Genomic DNA, 16629 nt, shown 5'->3' with positions numbered 1-16629 from the left:
GAAATCACGTCTCTGTTGCCTTGGGGTGCACACGATCATGATTGCATGAGCGAAGCCTTAACGCGACAGGTGTTCCCGATCCGATTCCTCAGCCACCAGTTCCCGCACCCTTTCGACCATCCGGGCGCCGGGCATGTCGCGGCTCTCCATCCGTTCGATCCACTCGGCGATCACCGGATCGGCGAGCGCAGCCCAGCGCGCGGTTTCCGCCTCGTCCAGCAATACCATGGTATTTCCGGCCGCAACGGCGGCTTCGCGCCCCGGAATGTCACCGGTATTCGCCGCGCGCCCGGCCCAGGCGGAGCCCTCAAGCCCGGAATGTGCGTCGATGATCGCGCGCAGATCGTCCGGCAGGCCATTATAGCTGTCGAGGTTCATCGCCCACACAAACACTGTGTTGTAGAGTGAACGGTCCCCGCCAAGCTCGGTATGGCTATCGGCCAGTTCGTGCACCCGCAGCGAGGGGACGATCTCCCACGGGATAACGCCGCCATCGACCACACCCTTGCTTAAAGCCTCGGGGAAGGCGGGGGCCGGCATTCCGATCGGCGTGGCGCCCATCGCCTCCAGCAATGCGCTCGCCTGCTGCGATGGACCGCGCAGTTTCAGCCGGGCCATATCCTCCAGCGCTTCGACCGACAGGCCGCGCGTGTGGACGACGCCCTGTCCGTGCACGTGGATGGCCAGAACCTTTACCCCTGCGAATTCCTCCTCCAGAAACTCGGTGTAATACCGCCAGGCGGCGCGGCTCGATTCCTCGGCATTCATCGTGGTCATGAACGGCAGTTGCAGCGCCTCCGCACTTGGGAAGCGTCCGGGGGTGTAGCCGGGTGGGAACCACCCGCCGTCGATCACACCATCCGCGATCTGCTGATAGAGGGCGGGCGGCGCGCCGCCCAGTTGCATCGCTGGGTACAGCTCGAAATCAATGCGACCGTCGCTTTCCTCCTCGATCGTCGCACCCCATGGGATCATGAAATATTTCGGGATCGCGCTTTCGTTCGAGATGAAGTGCTGAAACCGCAACGTCACCTCCTGCGCCATGGCGGGCACGGCCAGCACCGCGATCACTGCGCCCGCGCAGACAGACTTGAATAAACCGTTCATGTTCTTGCCTCCCAGCAGACCGCTCGCACGGCGGCCCTCGGGCATGGGTCGTGCCCCGCGCAGCCCGCCAGCGTCAAGCCCCGTTCGCAATGTCACAGCGGATCGGACAGGCGCGGCCTGCAGAAAACGCACGACGTGACGCTGCGTCGCGCTATCTTAGCAGCAGACCAATCGAGAGGTTCCGACATGTACCGACAGATTCTGCTCGCCTTCACCATGTTTACCGTGCCTGCCATTGCCCCTGCGCAGGACACCTCCGCCCAGCCGGAGCGGACCACCGCCCTGACCGAGCAGAGCGCGGTGACCGCATCCGAATTCATGATCGCCGCCGCCAATCCGCTGGCCGTGCAGGCGGGTTATGATGTTCTGGCCGCGGGCGGGTCCGCCGCCGATGCCGCCGTTGCCACGCAACTGATGCTAAATCTGGTCGAACCGCAAAGCTCCGGCCTGGGCGGTGGTGCGTTTCTGGTGTTCTGGGACGCCTCGCAACAGCGCCTGACGACACTGGACGGGCGAGAGAAGGCCCCCATGGCCGCGACCCCGGATTACTGGCTGGGCCAGGACGGTCAGCCGGTGGGATTCTGGGATGCCGTGACCGGAGGCCGCTCTGTCGGGGTGCCTGGAACGCTCGCCCTGCTCGACCGGCTGCACGCGCAGCATGGCCGCACCCCGTGGGCCGACCTGTTCCAGCCGGTGATCGAGACGGCGGAAACCGGGTTCGAGATCAGCCCCCGCCTGGCTGACAGCATCGCGGGCGCGACGGATCGTGACCTTGCCCTGTTTCCCGAAACAGCCGCCTATTTCTTTCACGAGGACGGCACCCCACGTCAGGCGGGTGAGGTGCTGACCAATCCCGCCCTTGCCCGAACGCTGCGCCTGATCGCGGCGGAGGGCATCGCCCCGTTCTACACCGGCGCCATTGCCGGTGACATCGTGGAGGCCGTGCGCACAGAAACCAATCCCGGCATTCTGACGATGGCCGATATGGCCGCATATGAGGTGGTGGAGCGGACGCCTGTCTGCGTGCTCTACCGCGCGCATGAGGTTTGCGGCATGGGCCCGCCCTCCAGCGGTGCGCTGACCGTCGGACAGATGCTGGGCATCCTCGATAATTTCGACCTTTCCAGCATGTCGCAGGCCGAAGCCTGGCACCATTATATCGAAGCCGCGCGTCTGGCATACGCGGATCGCGGCAAATACATGGCCGACAGCGATTTCGTGGCCATGCCGACCGAAGGACTGATCGAACCGGGTTATCTGGCCAGTCGCGCCGATCTGATCGACCCGGCCACCACCATGGGGCAGGCGCAGGCGGGAACGCCCACCTGGGACGAAACCCGGCTATGGTCGCCGGACACGAACCCCGACCTTCCCGGCACCTCGCACATGGTGATCGTGGACCGCTACGGCGACATGGTCTCAATGACCACGACCATCGAAACCGGGTTCGGCAGCAGGGTGATGACAAATGGCTTCCTTCTCAACAACGAGCTGACCGACTTCTCCTTCCGGCCCGAGGGCGATGAAGGCCCGGTTGCGAACCGTGTCGAGGGCGGCAAGCGGCCCCGGTCCTCGATGGCGCCGACCATCGTGCTGACGGACGGGCAGCCTTCGATCCTGATCGGATCGCCGGGGGGCAGCCGGATCATCAACTATGTGGCCGGATCGCTGGTGCGGATGATCGACATGGGCATGGACCCGCAATCGGCGATCAATGCCGGTCATATCGTCAATCGCAACGGCACCACCGATCTGGAGGAAGGCACCGACGCCGCCGAAATGATCGAGGGGTTGCAGGGTTTTGGTCAGGAAACGAATGTGCGCAACCTCAACAGCGGGCTGCACATCATCACCATCGCACCGGACGGCACCCTGACAGGAGCGGCCGACCCCCGGCGTGAAGGCATCGCCATGGGGGAGTGAGGTAGGAAGAAGGGGCGACAGCCCCGCCTTTCGCATCGGGCAGAACGAGGGAACGGGGTTTTCAATCCGTCTTCCAGCCGGCCAACCTGATCGGACAGTGCTCTACTCCGCTGGAAGACGTGCCTTACTCCGCCGGCAGCAGTGCGACCTTGCGGCTTCTGCGAATGACGTAGATCGCGCACAGCACCGATAGCAATGCCGTGGCCAGCATAATCAGCAACAACGGCCAGACGCCACTCTCCACGCTCAGCAAGGCGCCGGCGATCGCCGCCAGGGCGGCGCCCCCTCCGATCATCAGCGCGCCACCCAGACCGGATGCGGATCCCGACAGGTGCGGGCGCACACTGACCATGCCCGCATTGGCTGAAGGCAACGTCAGACCATTGCCCATTCCCACCAGCACCATCGGGCCGAACAGCACGATAGGATGCAGGAAACCCGCGCCAAACAGAACGATGGCGATGATCGTGCCCGCCGCAGCCGTGCAACCGCCGATCACCATCATCCAGTCCAGCCCAACCCGCGCGGCAAACCTGCCGGACAGAAAATTACCCCCCATGTAGCCCACCGCGATCAGCGCGAAATACAGCCCGAACTCCGCCGCATTCAGCCCCAATATGACCGTCGCCACGAACGGGCCCCCGCCGAGCAAGGTGAAGAACGTCCCCGACGCGAACGCCGCGACCAGCGCGTATCCCCAGAACCTGCGTGAGGTTAAAAGCTCGGGATACGCGCGAAACTGCGCCCCGAACGAGGCGGATGGCGTGTGGTTTGTCTCCCCCATGTCGGCCCAGACCAACGCGTACATCGCCACCCCTGCCATGATCAGGAATGCGACGCTGCCGTGCCAACCGAAATACAGATCCAGCTGCCCGCCCAGCGTCGGCCCGACCATCGGAACCACGGCTGTACCCATGGTGACGTAGCCGATCATGCTCGCCGCGCGATCCGGGCCGACCATGTCGCGCACCACGGCGCGGCTCAACACCATGCCCGTTACGATCACCGCTTGCAGGAAACGGAAGGCCAGAAAGGTCTCGATGCTCTGCGCCAGCAGGCACCCGACCGTCGCCAGTACGAACACGCCGGTCGAAACCAGCATGACCGGCCTGCGGCCATAACGATCCGACAGCGGCCCGATGAAAATCTGCAACAGCGCGGTCGCCCCCATATAGGCCGAGATCGCCAGTGAGACCGTCGCGTAATCCGCCGTGAACCACGTGGCCATGGTTGGCAACGACGGCAGGAAGATGTTCATGTTCAACGCACCGATCCCCGCGATCAGGACGAGGGTTATGATATGGGGCGGTGTGGTCCGGTCCAGCCATCGGCTGCGCGGGGTATAGGATGGGGTCGAGGTATCGGCCATGAGATCTCCAGGCGGGCGAGCCCCATACAGGCCCGATATAGGGTTGGGCGGCCAAGCCATCCGAATAGCACGGGCAGCGGTCGTCATGGAAATGGAAGGTATGAGACTTTCAGTCACCTATATGGGACGCGACACCGACCCGCCAAGAGTATGGGTACAATGTTGCCGACTTGATCGGGCAATCGTGCCATGCCAGAATAATATGAACGACCGTTCACAAGAGCGGTGAAACATATCGGGGGACCTTGCATGAACGATCCAATCGTCATCGTCGGCGCATCGCGCACACCTATGGGCGGCTTTCAGGGTGAGCTTTCGGCTGTCACCGCCTCGCAACTGGGGGGCGCGGCCATTGCGGCGGCCCTTGCGGGCAGCGCCGTCGATCCCGCGGACGTGGATGAACTGCTGATGGGCTGCGTCCTGCCCGCCGGTCAGGGTCAGGCCCCGGCCCGGCAGGCCGGTTTCGCCGCCGGTCTGGGTGAGGGGGTGCCCGCCACCACGCTCAACAAGATGTGCGGTTCCGGCATGAAAACCGTGATGATGGCACATGACCAGCTCGCGCTCGGCAATGGCGAAATTGTCGTGGCCGGCGGGATGGAGAGCATGACCAACGCGCCCTACCTGCTGCCCAACATGCGCGGCGGGGCGCGGCTGGGCCACGGGCAAACCATCGACCACATGTTCCTCGACGGGCTGGAGGATGCCTATGACAAGGGCCGTCTGATGGGCACCTTCGCCGAGGATTGCGCCGAGAAGTTCCAGTTCACCCGCCAGGCGCAGGACGATTACGCGCTCGCCTCGCTGGAACGCGCGCTGGCGGCGGATTTCGAAGGGGAGATCACGCCCGTCACGCTACAGACCCGCAAGGGTGAAAGCATCGTCGCCGCCGACGAGCAGCCCGCCAAGGCGCGACCGGACAAGATTCCCACCCTCAAACCGGCCTTCCGCATGGATGGCACCGTGACTGCGGCGAACGCTTCGTCCATCTCGGACGGGGCGGCCGCATTGGTGCTGATGCGCGAATCCGAGGCGAAGGCCCGTGGCCTGACCATCCGCGCCCGCATCATGGGTCATGCCAGCCACGCGCAGGCCCCCGGCTGGTTCACCACCGCGCCCGTGCCCGCCACGAAAGCCGTGCTCGACCGATTGGGGTGGAGCATCGACGACGTGGATCTGTTCGAGGTAAACGAGGCCTTCGCCGTCGTGCCCATGGCCTTCATGGCGGAAACCGGCGCGCCCCATGACAAGGTCAACGTGAATGGCGGGGCCTGTGCGCTGGGCCACCCCATCGGGGCGTCGGGGGCACGGATCATCGTGACCCTGCTCAATGCACTGGAAAAACGCGACCTGAAACGCGGGCTCGCCGCGATCTGCATCGGCGGGGGTGAGGGCACCGCCCTGGCCATCGAACGTGACTGAGAAGGCGCCTCGCGCCTGACCGCCGTAACGGGCCGGGCTGATCATCTGTGCAACTTTGCGCGGATGCTCGGCCTCCGGCCCGGCGGCCGATCAGGTGGCAGGGGCCTGTTGCATTAGGTTTAGCAAGCTGAACTGGAGGCAACCGGCACCTCAATCATAGAGAGATCGACTTTGTCCAAAATGCGCTCGGTGAAACGGCCAGAATGCCCGGCGAAGTATCCGGCCTCTGATCGAGGCGAGCCATCGCAACAATCTCCTTCCGATCACCGAGGGGATTGCAGCGTTTCGTCGCCATGCAGTCAGCAACCTGCAATCGCTTCTCTGCCTGCGCTCAGCTCTCACTATCCGCTCGAAACATTCGAAGCTTGGAAATCCGCGGCGAATGTCGGTTGATCAACTATCACCATACCAACTCGCGCACTCAGCGAGCTAACGTGACAATACCATCATTCGCGATCATGAATCAGGCCGCCAACTGAGGCTCTCTCTTGACCTTCGTGCCGCGCACCGCGCGCCTGTTTTCACTGGCCTGCTCGATCAATGCATGATGCAGGGCCCGGACGGCGGCATCCGCATCATCACGGGTGGTGACAAACTGGATGTCCACGTTGCGCGGCCCTTGCTGCACGGCGACCAACTCGATATCGGCCCGTTCCAGCGCGGCAAAGCCGCGACCGAGTGCATTCAAACCGCTCAGATCACGCCCGATCGCCGCCACGACGGAAAGCCCGCGAGTCGTGACAGAGGCAGTCGGATACTCCACAGCCAGATCGTTTTCGACGCGTTTGAGCAACTTTGGCGATGCATCGACGTAATGTGTGATCGAGTTGGCATTCGACGTCTTGGAAACGATATCGACATTGTGCCGGGTCAGGATCTGAAGAATTGTCGCGTCATAGCCTTTGACGCCGACCATGTCCTGTTCGAACACCTCAAGCGCAAAGACATCCAGCGACGTCAGGATCTCCACCTGCGGGGATTGCGCCGGGGCGTCGTCGATTAGCGTACCGGGATCAGAGGGTTCAAATGCGTTTGTCACCCGCAGCGGAATGCCCGCCTGTCGCAAGGTCTTGGCCGCAGAGGGGTGGATCGCCTCCATCCCCATGTTCGACAGTTGGTCCGCAACATCATAATTGGTGTGGCCCAATTTATTGACGTTCTCCAGCCCGACTAGCTTTGGGTCAGCCGAGGATAAGTGAAATTCCTTGTGAATGATCGCTTCGGCCGCACCGGTCTGGGCGGCCAGACGGCTGAATGTCACTTCGGAATAGCCGCGATCGTATAGCGACATGAGGTTCTCGGTGCATTGCGCATAACCGGTCACGATCGGCAATTCGCGCTCACAAACAACATCGCGAAACGCGAATTCGATCCGCTCGTCCAGCGAGAGCTCGCGGTCGTCTCGCCAGCCGCTCAGATCGACGAAACGGGCGTTCACCCCAGCGCTGCGCAAAAGCAGCGTCGTTACATAGGCTGAATGGCTTTCACCGAGACCCGCCAAAAGTTCGCGGATGATACCCATATGCTGGCTAAGGCGGAAATGCCCGTAGGAACACAGGCGTTGCAGGTCGATCAGACACGACCGCGCGCCCTCGATCCGCTCGCGCACGAAATCATCTGCCGCCTGAATGTCGCCCGGCGCGCTCAGCACCTTGCAATGCGAGTCGCCCATCGCCTTGGCCACGCGGTTCAGCGCGTCGGACCAGCCATGCGCGTTTTCGGCATTGGCGAAATGAGCATAGACGCCGGGTTCGCCGGTTTTCTTGTGTTCCAGCAGCATGTCGGTGATGCCGCCATAGGCCGACACGACAAAGATACGGCCATAGGGATCGCCGCCATCATTCAGCAGCAGGGGCTGCAGCAGCTCGGCCGAACGGCTCATCGAGGTGCCGCCGATCTTTTCAACGGTATGGGTGTCTCTGCTCATGGTTGTCCGCCCCGGATAGTCCAGGACTCCTCTTGTTCTGGTCGGACGGGTGGCGCGCGCCACTGTTGTGCAGTGCGTGCCCCGGCCATTCATATCGTCGGCATATCGTCAGTCGGCGGCCGCGTAAGAGCCGTCTGCCTGATGGACCTCGCTGCCTGTCACCGGCGGGTTGAAGCAGCAGGCCATTACCAGCTCTTCTTCGGCGCGCAGGATATGCTTGTCATGCTGATCCAGCGCATACATGACGCCGGGCCGGATCGCATGCGTCTTGCCCGTGGCAAGTTCGGTGATCGAGCCGCTGCCAGACATGCAATAGACGCTTTCAAAGTGGTTCTTGTAGTGGAACGTATGCTCCGAACCAGCCTCCAGCGTGGTGATATGGAACGAAAACCCCATCCCGTCACTCGCCAGCAGCATCCGCACGGAAGACCACTGGGCGTCATGCACGTCCTTGTCGGTGTTTTTCAAATCTTTGATATCACGAACGATCATGCTGTTACTCCGCTGCAATTTTGGTTTCGACGCAGCTGGACGCAGCGTCAGTGAGGGTGTCCAGGCCTGCCTTGAACTGCGCCATCGGCGTGGTCAGCGGGGCCAGGACCTTAACGACCTCGTCCTCGGAACCGGACGTCTCGATGATCAGCCCGCGCACGAAAGCCTCGGCGCAGATCGCACCCGCCAGGCCGCCACTGCCAACATCGACACCCTGCATCATGCCGCGCCCCTTCAGCCGCGCGCCGGGGATCATGTCAGCGATGCGCTGCAAGCCGTCCGTCAGAACGGTCGCCTTTTCGGTAATCTCGTCCTTGAACGCATCATCGGACCAGAATTTTTCCAGCGCGATCTTGGCAGTCACAAATGCATGCGTGTTGCCCCGGAACGTGCCATTATGCTCGGCCGGGGTCCAGACGTCCAATTCGGGCTTGATCAGCGTCAGCGCGAAAGGCAGACCGAAGCCGGACAGCGATTTCGCCATCGGGATCATGTCCGGCTCGATATCCATCTCGTCGAAGCTGAAGAAGCTGCCGGCACGGCCGATGCCAGCCTGAATGTCGTCGACGATCAACTTGGCACCGTGCTTCTTGGCCAGCCGCGCAATACCTTCGACCCATGTGCGCGACGCAGCGGTCAACCCGCCCTCGCCCTGCACCAATTCCAGCACGAAGGCAGCAGGCGCGTCTATCCCGCTGGAGCCGTTGTCGAGCATGGCCTCGGCCATGGCGAGCGTATCCACATCCTCGCCCAGCGATCCCTCGTAAGGCAGGTGGGTGACATCGCCGAGCGGCAGGCCAGCGCCAGCGCGTTTGCTTACGTTACCTGTCAACGACAGCGCGCCCAGCGTCATGCCGTGAAACCCGTTGGTGAAGGAAATCACGTTGCTGCGCCCCGTCACCTTGCGAGCTAGCTTTATCGCTGCCTCGACAGCATTGGTACCGGTAGGGCCGGTCATCATCACCTTGTGATCCATGCCGCGCGGGGCCAATATCAGACGCTCGAACGTCTCCAGAAATTCGGCCTTGGGGCTGCTATACATGTCCAGCGCGTGGGCGATGCCGTCACCGGTAATATGTGCAATCAGTGCGGCCTTCATGTCCGGGTCATTATGGCCGTAATTCAGAGAGGAACAGCCCGAGAGGAAATCGATATAGCTATTGCCCTCGGTGTCAAAAAGTTCCGCGCCCAACGCGCGGTCAAATACCGCATCGAAGCTGCGGCAATAGCTGCGCACTTGCGACTCACGGCGCGCAAAGACGGATTTATCGGCTGAAATATCAGTCGTCATAACGGTTTCCTTTTTATGGGTGTCCGGTCCGGAATCGGGCAGCGACGTTCAGGCCGCAGCCTCCAACTCGTCGGACTCGGGCAGCTGGATCGTCACCATGTGCTCGGTGTCCTGCTCGCCCTGAAAGTGGGTCTCTTTCTCGAAGTGAGCCTCGTGCTCAAGTTCACCGTCCTGCGCCTCCGCAAAGCTGCGGAAGAGCGCCCAGCTTGCATCATTGTCCTTGGTGATGGTCGTCTGCATCCGGGTGACATCGTTGCATTCGTCACGCGCCAGAAGCTGTTCCAGCATGCGCTTGGCCAGGCCCAGACCCCGGGCCTTCGGCGAAACAGCGACTTGCCAGACAAAGAGCGTATTTTGATCGCCAGGCAGGACATAGCCGGAAATCCAGCCGACAAGTACGCCGTCGAGCTCGGCTAGAATGCAGGTATCGCGGAAGTGATCGCACTGGATCAGGTTGCAATACATCGAATTCTCGTCGAGCGGCTTACACGCTGCGACCAGCTCCCAGATCCGCGCGCCATCCTCGGCGTCGGGTTTGCGGAACTGGACTTCATCGTGACGCGACTTGATCTTATGAATGTCGAACACAGGATACCTCGGCTTCTGCTTCGTTGGCGGTTAGATATACGATACTTCAGCATAAAATCAATTAGGCTAAGGAATATTATTTCTCATATAATTTTATCATTTATAAACAGTTATTTACGCCTATAATTTCGTAGATACCCCGCCTTTTCGCCCCGCATATCGCCTGCGGCCATTTGCTACGCTAATGAATTCACGATCTTGCAAAACAGCCCGAAACGCCTAAATTGCTACGACACTCAGGCGTAGGAGAGCGTGGTGGACCGGACCGATATTTCCCTCATCGCCTTGCGCCGAATCCTGCGGGCGACCGAACTTTACGGTCGCGATCTGGCCAGATCGGCGGGACTGACCCCGGTGCAGGTTCGCGTCCTGCAAATCCTGCTGATCTGTGAAACAGCCACGCCCACGGAAATCGCCAAACAGCTCGGAGTCAGCGCTGCGACCGTCTCGACCCTGCTCGACAGGCTCGGCGCCAAAGCGATGATCGAACGCCAGCGTTCAGATGTCGATCGACGCCAGACCAACATCAAGCTGACCGACACCGGCCGGGGCGCGATCGCAGGCATGCCCGATCCGCTGCAACAGAAATATGTTGATGAATTCGAAGCCATGGAAGACTGGGAACAAGCGATGATCGTCGCTGCGCTGGAACGGGTCGTGTCCATGCTGAACGCATCCACCCTGGATGCATCACCCTTGCTCGATATGGGCGAGATCCACAGAAACCAAGCACCGGACTCGCCGCATCCTGATTGACCCCGCATAAGGTGCAATCGCCAAGCACTGGCGTGCGGACGACGGATCCCCGCGCATTGTTTCGGCGAATATCAGCCATGCTGCCCACAGTTGGTAGGGATTGCGGTCTGAAATGGTCCGGGAAAATTGAACAACCTGCTAAGATGGAATGGGCTCATGAGCATGGGTCCCACTAATACCGCCTCTGTTCTGTTCACGCCTAACCGACTTTCCAGCCCCCCTGTCGGAGTAGCGGAGAACTCCTATATTCTGTCGGGAGCGGTCAGTGAGCTTGGCGGCGCATTCGTCTGCTGGCTCGCTGATCTACAACCCGCCGGGTCGCACGCACCGGATTATCAGCGGCGATCACGGCCCGCATTTGAAAGGACGAAATCGATATGACAAGCCTCAAGGACCGCGTTTCCTCCGCCAAGGCGGACGTCCCCACCATCAGCGTCGCTGACGCGATGAAGCTTCACGGTCGCGACGACGTGACCTTCGTCGATGTGCGCGAACCGCCCGAAACCGCGCAGGGCACCATCGCAGGGGCCGAGGCGATCCCGCGTGGAACGCTGGAATTCGCGGTGGATCAGACCGCGCCCTCAGCCAAGGCCGCCTTCGCGGACCCATCGAAAACCTATGTATTCTACTGCGCCAGCGGTGGTCGCGCCGCGTTGGCCGCCCAGACCGCGAAATCCATGGGGCTGGACGATGCGCGCGCCATGGAAAACGGCTTCGGCGAATGGAAGGAAAACGGCGGGCCGACACAATGAGCATCCGTCCCGTCGCGGAGATGGTGGCAGAGGCCAACAGCCAGGTCGCCCACATGCCCGCCGCCGATGCGCTGTCGCTGCACGGCCAGCCCGGAATCACCTTCGTCGATCTGCGCGACCCGCGTGAGCTGAGCCGCGATGGGATGATCCCCGACGCATTTCACGCCACACGGGGGATGCTGGAATTCTGGATCGACCCGGCCTCCCCCTATGCAAAGGAAGCCTTCCAGACCGGCAACCGCTTCGTGTTCTATTGCGCGTCGGGCTGGCGATCCGCGCTGGCGGCCAAGGCGGCGCAGGATATGGGGCTCGAAAATGTCTCCCATATCGAGGATGGTTTCGCAGGCTGGAAAAAAGCAGGTGGACCGATCGCGCAGCGATGATACCCGACTATTCGAACGCCTTCTTACCTGACCACAGGACATAAAAATGCTGACCGACGACCAGACCATGATCCGCGACACCGCCCGCGCCTTCGCCCGCGACCGCCTTGCCCCTGGTGCCATGGCCCGTGAGGCAGCGGCGGAGATCGAGCCGCAAGTGCGGGCGGAGCTGGGGGAACTGGGCTTCCTCGGCATGACCATAGCCGAGGAATGGGGCGGCGTCGGGGCCGATTACGTCAGCTATGCCTTGGCGTTGGAGGAGATCGCGAAGGGCGACGGCGCGGTGTCCACCATGGTCAGCGTGCACAACGCGCCGTTCCTCGCCATCCTCGACCGCTTCGCCAGCGACGCGCAAAAGGAATCGTGGCTGAAACCCGCCGCGCGCGGGGCGCATATCGGCTGTTTCGCTTTGACGGAGAGCCACGCAGGCTCCGACGCCTCCGCCCTGCGCACGCGGGCCGTGAAGCATAACGACCGCTACGTGGTGAACGGCGCCAAGCAATTCATCTCCTCCGCCCGGATCGGTGGGGCGACGATCATCTTTGCCGTCACGGATCCGGAGGCCGGAAAGCGCGGGCTGTCGGCCTTCTATGTCGCGAACGACACCCCCGGCTTTCTGGTCGCGAAGGTCGAGGAGAAGCTGGGCCAAAGAGCATCTGACACCTGTGCCCTGACCTTCGACGACATGGAAATCCCGTTCGAGAACCGCATCGGGGAGGAGGGCGAAGGCTACCGCATCGCGCTGTCCTCACTCGAAACCGGGCGGATCGGCATCGCGGCGCAGGCGGTGGGCATGGCACAGGCAGCCTTCGACGCGGCGCTGAGCTATGCGCGGGAACGGCAGAGCTTTGGCAAGGCGATCTTTGACCATCAGGCGGTGCAATTCCGACTGGCCGATATGGAAACGCAGATCGAGGCCGGGCGCCAGTTGGTGCTGAATGCCGCGCGGATGAAGGATGCGGGCACGCCCTGCCTGCGTGAGGCCGCGATGGCCAAGCTCTTCACCTCCGAGATGGCGGAAAACGTCTGCTCCGCCGCGATCCAGACCTTGGGCGGTTACGGATATCTCAGCGAATATGGCATCGAGAAGATCTACCGCGACGTGCGGGTCTGCCAGATCTACGAAGGCACCTCGGATATCCAGAAAATGCTGATTGCGCGCCAGATGTCCTGACACGTCGTTTGGACCAGCTTGGAACTCTGCACGCTTCTGTCGGGTTATACTGCCAATTCTGACAGGAGCGATGTGATGAGCAAGGACGATCTGAGTTGGTCCATTCCCGTAATGCGTGCCGGATATGCGGGGCGGGGGATCGTCTACCTCGTGGTTGCCGGGGTCTCGCTCTATACCGTTTGGGCGGGCGGACGCGCTGAGGGCACGTCTGAGGCGCTTTCCTCGATCCGCGACAGCGCATGGGGCATTCCGGTTCTGGTGTTGATCGCGCTCGGCATGTTGGCCTATGCGGTCTGGCGCGTCGTGGATGCAACCTACGATCTGGAGGATTACGGCACCGACGCGAAGGGGATCATCGCGCGGGCAGGAATGCTCGTCACCGGAACGCTGCATCTGACGATCGGCATTCTGGCGGTCATTGCCCTGTTCAAACTCAGCGACGGTGGCAGCGGTTCCGGCCTGTCGGACGCGGTATCCGGGGTCATGGCCCTGCCAGCCGGGCGGGCACTGGTTGCCGTTGCCGGGGTGGTGACGATCGGCGCGGGGTTCTATTATCTGCACAAGGCGTGGAAGCGTAAGTACAGGGAGGTGCTCGCCTCTAACCACTTCACCCGCAACTGGGATCCGATACTGCGGGCCGGCGTCGCGGCGCAGGGGGTTATCGTCACCCTGATCGGTGGCTTCATCACCTATGCCGGCCTGACCGCCGACCCGGAAAAAGCCGGCGGCGTCGGTGAAGCATTCTCATGGCTGCATGAGCAAGCCTACGGCCAGATTCTGGTGATCGCGGTATGTATCGGTCTGCTCGGTTTCGCACAGTTCTGCTTCGTGAACGCCACTCACCGTATCATTCCGAAGGTCACCGGCAACGATATCGAGAGTCTGGCGAAACAGTTCGGCGACAAGGCCAAAAGAGGCGCGAAAACCGCTACAGGTTAGGCTGGACTTCCCCCTTGGGGTGTGAACAATCCCCCTCAAAATGAAGGGGAGACCACTATGAAACTGGACAATTCAATCGCCGCCGTCGTTACCGGGGGCGCATCCGGTCTGGGGGAGGCCACGGCACGTGCGCTGGCTGAGCAAGGCGTGCGCGTCGCCATTCTGGATCGCGATGAGGAGCGCGGTCAAAAGGTCGCAGGCGATATCGGCGGCACCTTCGTCGCCGTGGACGTGTCCGACGCCGCCAGCGTGACCGCCGCGTTGAAAAACGCCCGCGATGCCCATGGGCAGGAGCGGATTTGCATCAACTGCGCGGGCATCGCCTGGGCGATCAAGACCGTGGACCGCGACGGCAAGTCCCACGATCCCGATGCCTTCGCAAAGACGATCGCGGTCAACCTGATGGGCAGCTTCAACGTCGCCAGCCAGTCGGCTGCGGGCATGATGCAAGCCGACCCGATTTCAGCGGACGGTGAGCGCGGCCTGATCGTCAACACGGCTTCCGTTGCGGCATTCGAGGGGCAGATCGGACAGGTCGCCTATTCCGCATCCAAGGGCGGCATCGTCGGCATGACCCTGCCCATGGCGCGGGATCTGTCGCGGTCCGGCATCCGGGTCAATGCCATCGCACCCGGCCTGTTCCTGACCCCGATGTTGGAGAGCCTGCCGCAGGAGGCGCAAGATTCGCTGGGCGCACAGGTGCCATTCCCGGCCCGCTTGGGCAAACCATCGGAATATGCGGCGCTGGTCGCGCATATGGCGCAGAATTCCATGTTGAACGGCGAAGTCGTGCGGCTGGACGGCGCGATCCGCATGGCACCGCGCTGAACACCTGAAACGAAAATGGCCGTGCCCCCTGCGGGACACGGCCATCGAAATCGCAAGTCTGCGAAGATCAGTTCTTCGCGTAGTATTCCACGACCAGGTTCGGTTCCATCTGAACCGCATAAGGCACATCACCCAGCGAGGGCTTGCGCACGAACACGGCGGACAGCTTGGAGTTGTCGCAGTCGAGATATTCGGGGGTGTCACGCTCGGACGAACCCATCGCTTCCATGACGAGTGCCAGCTGGCGCGACTTCTCACGGATTTGCACGACGTCGCCTTCCTTGACGCGGTAGGAGGCGATGTTGACCCGCTTGCCGTTCACGGTGACATGGCCGTGGTTGACGAACTGGCGTGCGGCGAAGACGGTCGGAACCCACTTCGCGCGGTACACGATGGCATCCAGACGGCTTTCCAGCAGGCCGATCAGGTTTTCACCGGTGTCGCCGCGCAGACGCTCTGCCTCGGCATAGATGCGGCGGAACTGCTTTTCGGTCAGGTCGCCGTAATAGCCCTTCAATTTCTGCTTGGCGCGCAGCTGAAGGCCGAAATCGGACAGCTTGCCCTTGCGGCGCTGGCCGTGCTGGCCGGGGCCGTATTCACGGCGGTTCACCGGGGACTTCGGACGACCCCAGATGTTTTCGCCCATGCGGCGGTCGAGCTTGTACTTGGCAGACGTGCGTTTGGTCACGATCTGGTTCCTTTCTGTGGCGCGGATGCGCGATGTGAAAGGTGCTTTCCTCTCCCGTCCATCTTGCGAAACACGGGCGACAGGGTTCCTCTTGCGAGGACCACAAACACCAAGGCCCGAACGGCGTTCGCCAATCCGGGATGGGCGGGTTATACGGACGCTAACGGTGGAGTCAACCGGACCCTGCCGGGGCTGCGCCGAAACCGCCCGCCTGCACGGCGCGACCTGACGTCCGCCTAACTGGAGATTGCGATGCTGAGCTACCAACATGCCTATCACGCCGGCGGCCCTGCGGACGTGCACAAGCATGTGGCCCTGGCACGCGTGCTGCGCGCGCTGACCGCGAAACCCCGCCCCCTGACCTATATGGAGACGCATTCCGGCCGCGGCCTCTACGATCTGGCCAGCGCCGAGAGCCGCAAGACTGGTGAGGCGGCGGAGGGGATCGCCCTGACCGATCTGGCGGGCGAACCCTTTGCCGAGACGCTGGAACTGGTGCGCGACCTGAACGGTCCGACGGCCTATCCCGGCTCCCCCTGGCTCGCCGCGTCGATGCTGCGCGATCAGGATCAGATGCATCTGATGGAACTGCACCCCGCCGAACATGCGGCGCTGTGCGACGTGCTGCCCGGTGCGGCGATCCAGCGATGTGACGGCTATCAGGGCGTGATGGACCTGTCGCCCCCCGAACCGCGCGCGGGCATGGTGCTGATCGACCCGTCCTACGAGGTGAAGACGGAATATGCGCAGGCGGGGGCGTTCATGCGCAACCTGCTGCGCCGCAAATGGCCCGAGGCCTGCGTCATGGTCTGGTATCCAATCCTGCGCGCCGGGCGTCACGCGGAACTGCTGGAGGAGATCGCGCCGCTGAACCCCGTCATTCACGAGATCGCGTTCGACCTGAAGGGCGGCGCGGGGATGCTCGGCTCCGGCCTTGCGGCGGTGAACCTGCCCGCCGGTGTGGAACTGGGGCCTGCGACCGTCTGACACTTG

General features: G+C 62.4%; 16 protein-coding genes and 1 pseudogene. 10 read left to right on the top strand and 7 right to left on the bottom strand.

Annotation, left to right across the window (positions count from 1 at the left end; all coding sequences use genetic code 11):
• Nucleotides 1–57: 57 nt before the first annotated feature.
• The gene (locus tag G8E03_RS03500) at nt 58–1107 is read right to left on the bottom strand and encodes a TRAP transporter substrate-binding protein (RefSeq protein ID WP_166188725.1); all 1050 of its coding nucleotides are present in this window, start codon (nt 1105–1107) and stop codon (nt 58–60) included.
• A gap of 186 nt (nt 1108–1293) precedes the next feature.
• On the opposite strand from G8E03_RS03500, the gene ggt reads away from it, so the two are divergent.
• Nucleotides 1294–3030 carry a gamma-glutamyltransferase gene (gene ggt, locus G8E03_RS03495; protein ID WP_166188722.1) on the top strand — a complete coding sequence of 579 codons (1737 nt, stop codon included), beginning with the start codon at nt 1294–1296 and terminating at the stop codon, nt 3028–3030.
• Nucleotides 3031–3154: 124 nt separating this feature from the next.
• Here the strand turns inward: ggt and G8E03_RS03490 are convergent, their stop codons facing one another.
• Nucleotides 3155–4399: a multidrug effflux MFS transporter gene (locus tag G8E03_RS03490; RefSeq protein WP_166188719.1), complete on the bottom strand. Its 1245-nt coding sequence runs from the start codon at nt 4397–4399 to the stop codon at nt 3155–3157.
• Nucleotides 4400–4648: 249 nt separating this feature from the next.
• Between G8E03_RS03490 and G8E03_RS03485 the strand changes: the two genes are divergently transcribed.
• Nucleotides 4649–5818 carry an acetyl-CoA C-acyltransferase gene (locus tag G8E03_RS03485; protein WP_166188717.1) on the top strand — a complete coding sequence of 390 codons (1170 nt, stop codon included), beginning with the start codon at nt 4649–4651 and terminating at the stop codon, nt 5816–5818.
• A gap of 257 nt (nt 5819–6075) precedes the next feature.
• Nucleotides 6076–6211 (top strand): annotated as a pseudogene (locus G8E03_RS17670) (IS6 family transposase); the annotation flags it as partial.
• Nucleotides 6212–6281: 70 nt separating this feature from the next.
• Here the strand turns inward: G8E03_RS17670 and G8E03_RS03480 are convergent.
• From G8E03_RS03480 to ectA, 4 genes are all read right to left on the bottom strand, one after another.
• Nucleotides 6282–7745 (bottom strand): aspartate kinase, encoded by a 1464-nt coding sequence (locus G8E03_RS03480; RefSeq protein ID WP_166188715.1) that lies wholly within the window; start codon nt 7743–7745, stop codon nt 6282–6284.
• A 108-nt stretch (nt 7746–7853) separates the two neighbouring features.
• Nucleotides 7854–8237: an ectoine synthase gene (locus G8E03_RS03475; RefSeq protein ID WP_166188713.1), complete on the bottom strand. Its 384-nt coding sequence runs from the start codon at nt 8235–8237 to the stop codon at nt 7854–7856.
• A gap of 4 nt (nt 8238–8241) precedes the next feature.
• On the bottom strand, nt 8242–9528 hold the full coding sequence (gene ectB, locus G8E03_RS03470) for a diaminobutyrate--2-oxoglutarate transaminase (RefSeq protein WP_166188711.1): 1287 nt from the start codon (nt 9526–9528) through the stop codon (nt 8242–8244).
• 48 nt (nt 9529–9576) lie between these two features.
• Nucleotides 9577–10107, bottom strand: coding sequence for a diaminobutyrate acetyltransferase (gene ectA, locus G8E03_RS03465; RefSeq protein WP_430693252.1), 531 nt, complete (start codon nt 10105–10107; stop codon nt 9577–9579).
• A 264-nt stretch (nt 10108–10371) separates the two neighbouring features.
• Between ectA and G8E03_RS03460 the strand changes: the two genes are divergently transcribed.
• The 6 genes from G8E03_RS03460 to G8E03_RS03435 all read left to right on the top strand — a co-directional run bounded on the left by G8E03_RS03460 (nt 10372) and on the right by G8E03_RS03435 (nt 14948).
• Entirely contained in the window at nt 10372–10872 is a 501-nt protein-coding gene (locus G8E03_RS03460; protein WP_166188709.1) for a MarR family winged helix-turn-helix transcriptional regulator, read from the top strand.
• Between the two features lie 377 nt (nt 10873–11249).
• Nucleotides 11250–11624 (top strand): rhodanese-like domain-containing protein, encoded by a 375-nt coding sequence (locus tag G8E03_RS03455; protein ID WP_166188706.1) that lies wholly within the window; start codon nt 11250–11252, stop codon nt 11622–11624.
• Nucleotides 11621–12007 (top strand): rhodanese-like domain-containing protein, encoded by a 387-nt coding sequence (locus G8E03_RS03450; RefSeq protein WP_166188704.1) that lies wholly within the window; start codon nt 11621–11623, stop codon nt 12005–12007. Before G8E03_RS03455 ends, G8E03_RS03450 begins: the two co-directional genes overlap by 4 nt.
• Before the next feature lie 40 nt (nt 12008–12047).
• Entirely contained in the window at nt 12048–13181 is a 1134-nt protein-coding gene (locus G8E03_RS03445; RefSeq protein ID WP_283811454.1) for an acyl-CoA dehydrogenase family protein, read from the top strand.
• Nucleotides 13182–13256: 75 nt separating this feature from the next.
• Complete coding sequence (locus G8E03_RS03440) at nt 13257–14120, top strand: DUF1206 domain-containing protein (protein WP_166188699.1); 864 nt, start codon at nt 13257–13259, stop codon at nt 14118–14120.
• 57 nt (nt 14121–14177) lie between these two features.
• The gene (locus G8E03_RS03435) at nt 14178–14948 is read left to right on the top strand and encodes an SDR family NAD(P)-dependent oxidoreductase (protein WP_166188696.1); all 771 of its coding nucleotides are present in this window, start codon (nt 14178–14180) and stop codon (nt 14946–14948) included.
• 67 nt (nt 14949–15015) lie between these two features.
• On the opposite strand, the gene rpsD is transcribed toward G8E03_RS03435, so the two are convergent.
• Nucleotides 15016–15636 carry a 30S ribosomal protein S4 gene (gene rpsD, locus G8E03_RS03430; RefSeq protein WP_166188693.1) on the bottom strand — a complete coding sequence of 207 codons (621 nt, stop codon included), beginning with the start codon at nt 15634–15636 and terminating at the stop codon, nt 15016–15018.
• 252 nt (nt 15637–15888) lie between these two features.
• On the opposite strand from rpsD, the gene rlmJ reads away from it, so the two are divergent.
• The gene (gene rlmJ / locus G8E03_RS03425) at nt 15889–16623 is read left to right on the top strand and encodes a 23S rRNA (adenine(2030)-N(6))-methyltransferase RlmJ (RefSeq protein WP_166188691.1); all 735 of its coding nucleotides are present in this window, start codon (nt 15889–15891) and stop codon (nt 16621–16623) included.
• The last annotated feature ends 6 nt before the right edge of the window (nt 16624–16629 follow it).

The sequence above is a fragment of the Pontivivens nitratireducens genome (assembly GCF_011290545.1).
Taxonomy (GTDB): domain Bacteria; phylum Pseudomonadota; class Alphaproteobacteria; order Rhodobacterales; family Rhodobacteraceae; genus Pontivivens; species Pontivivens nitratireducens.
Note: the sequence above shows the minus strand (reverse complement) of the source record. Positions and strands in the feature narration are given on the sequence as shown.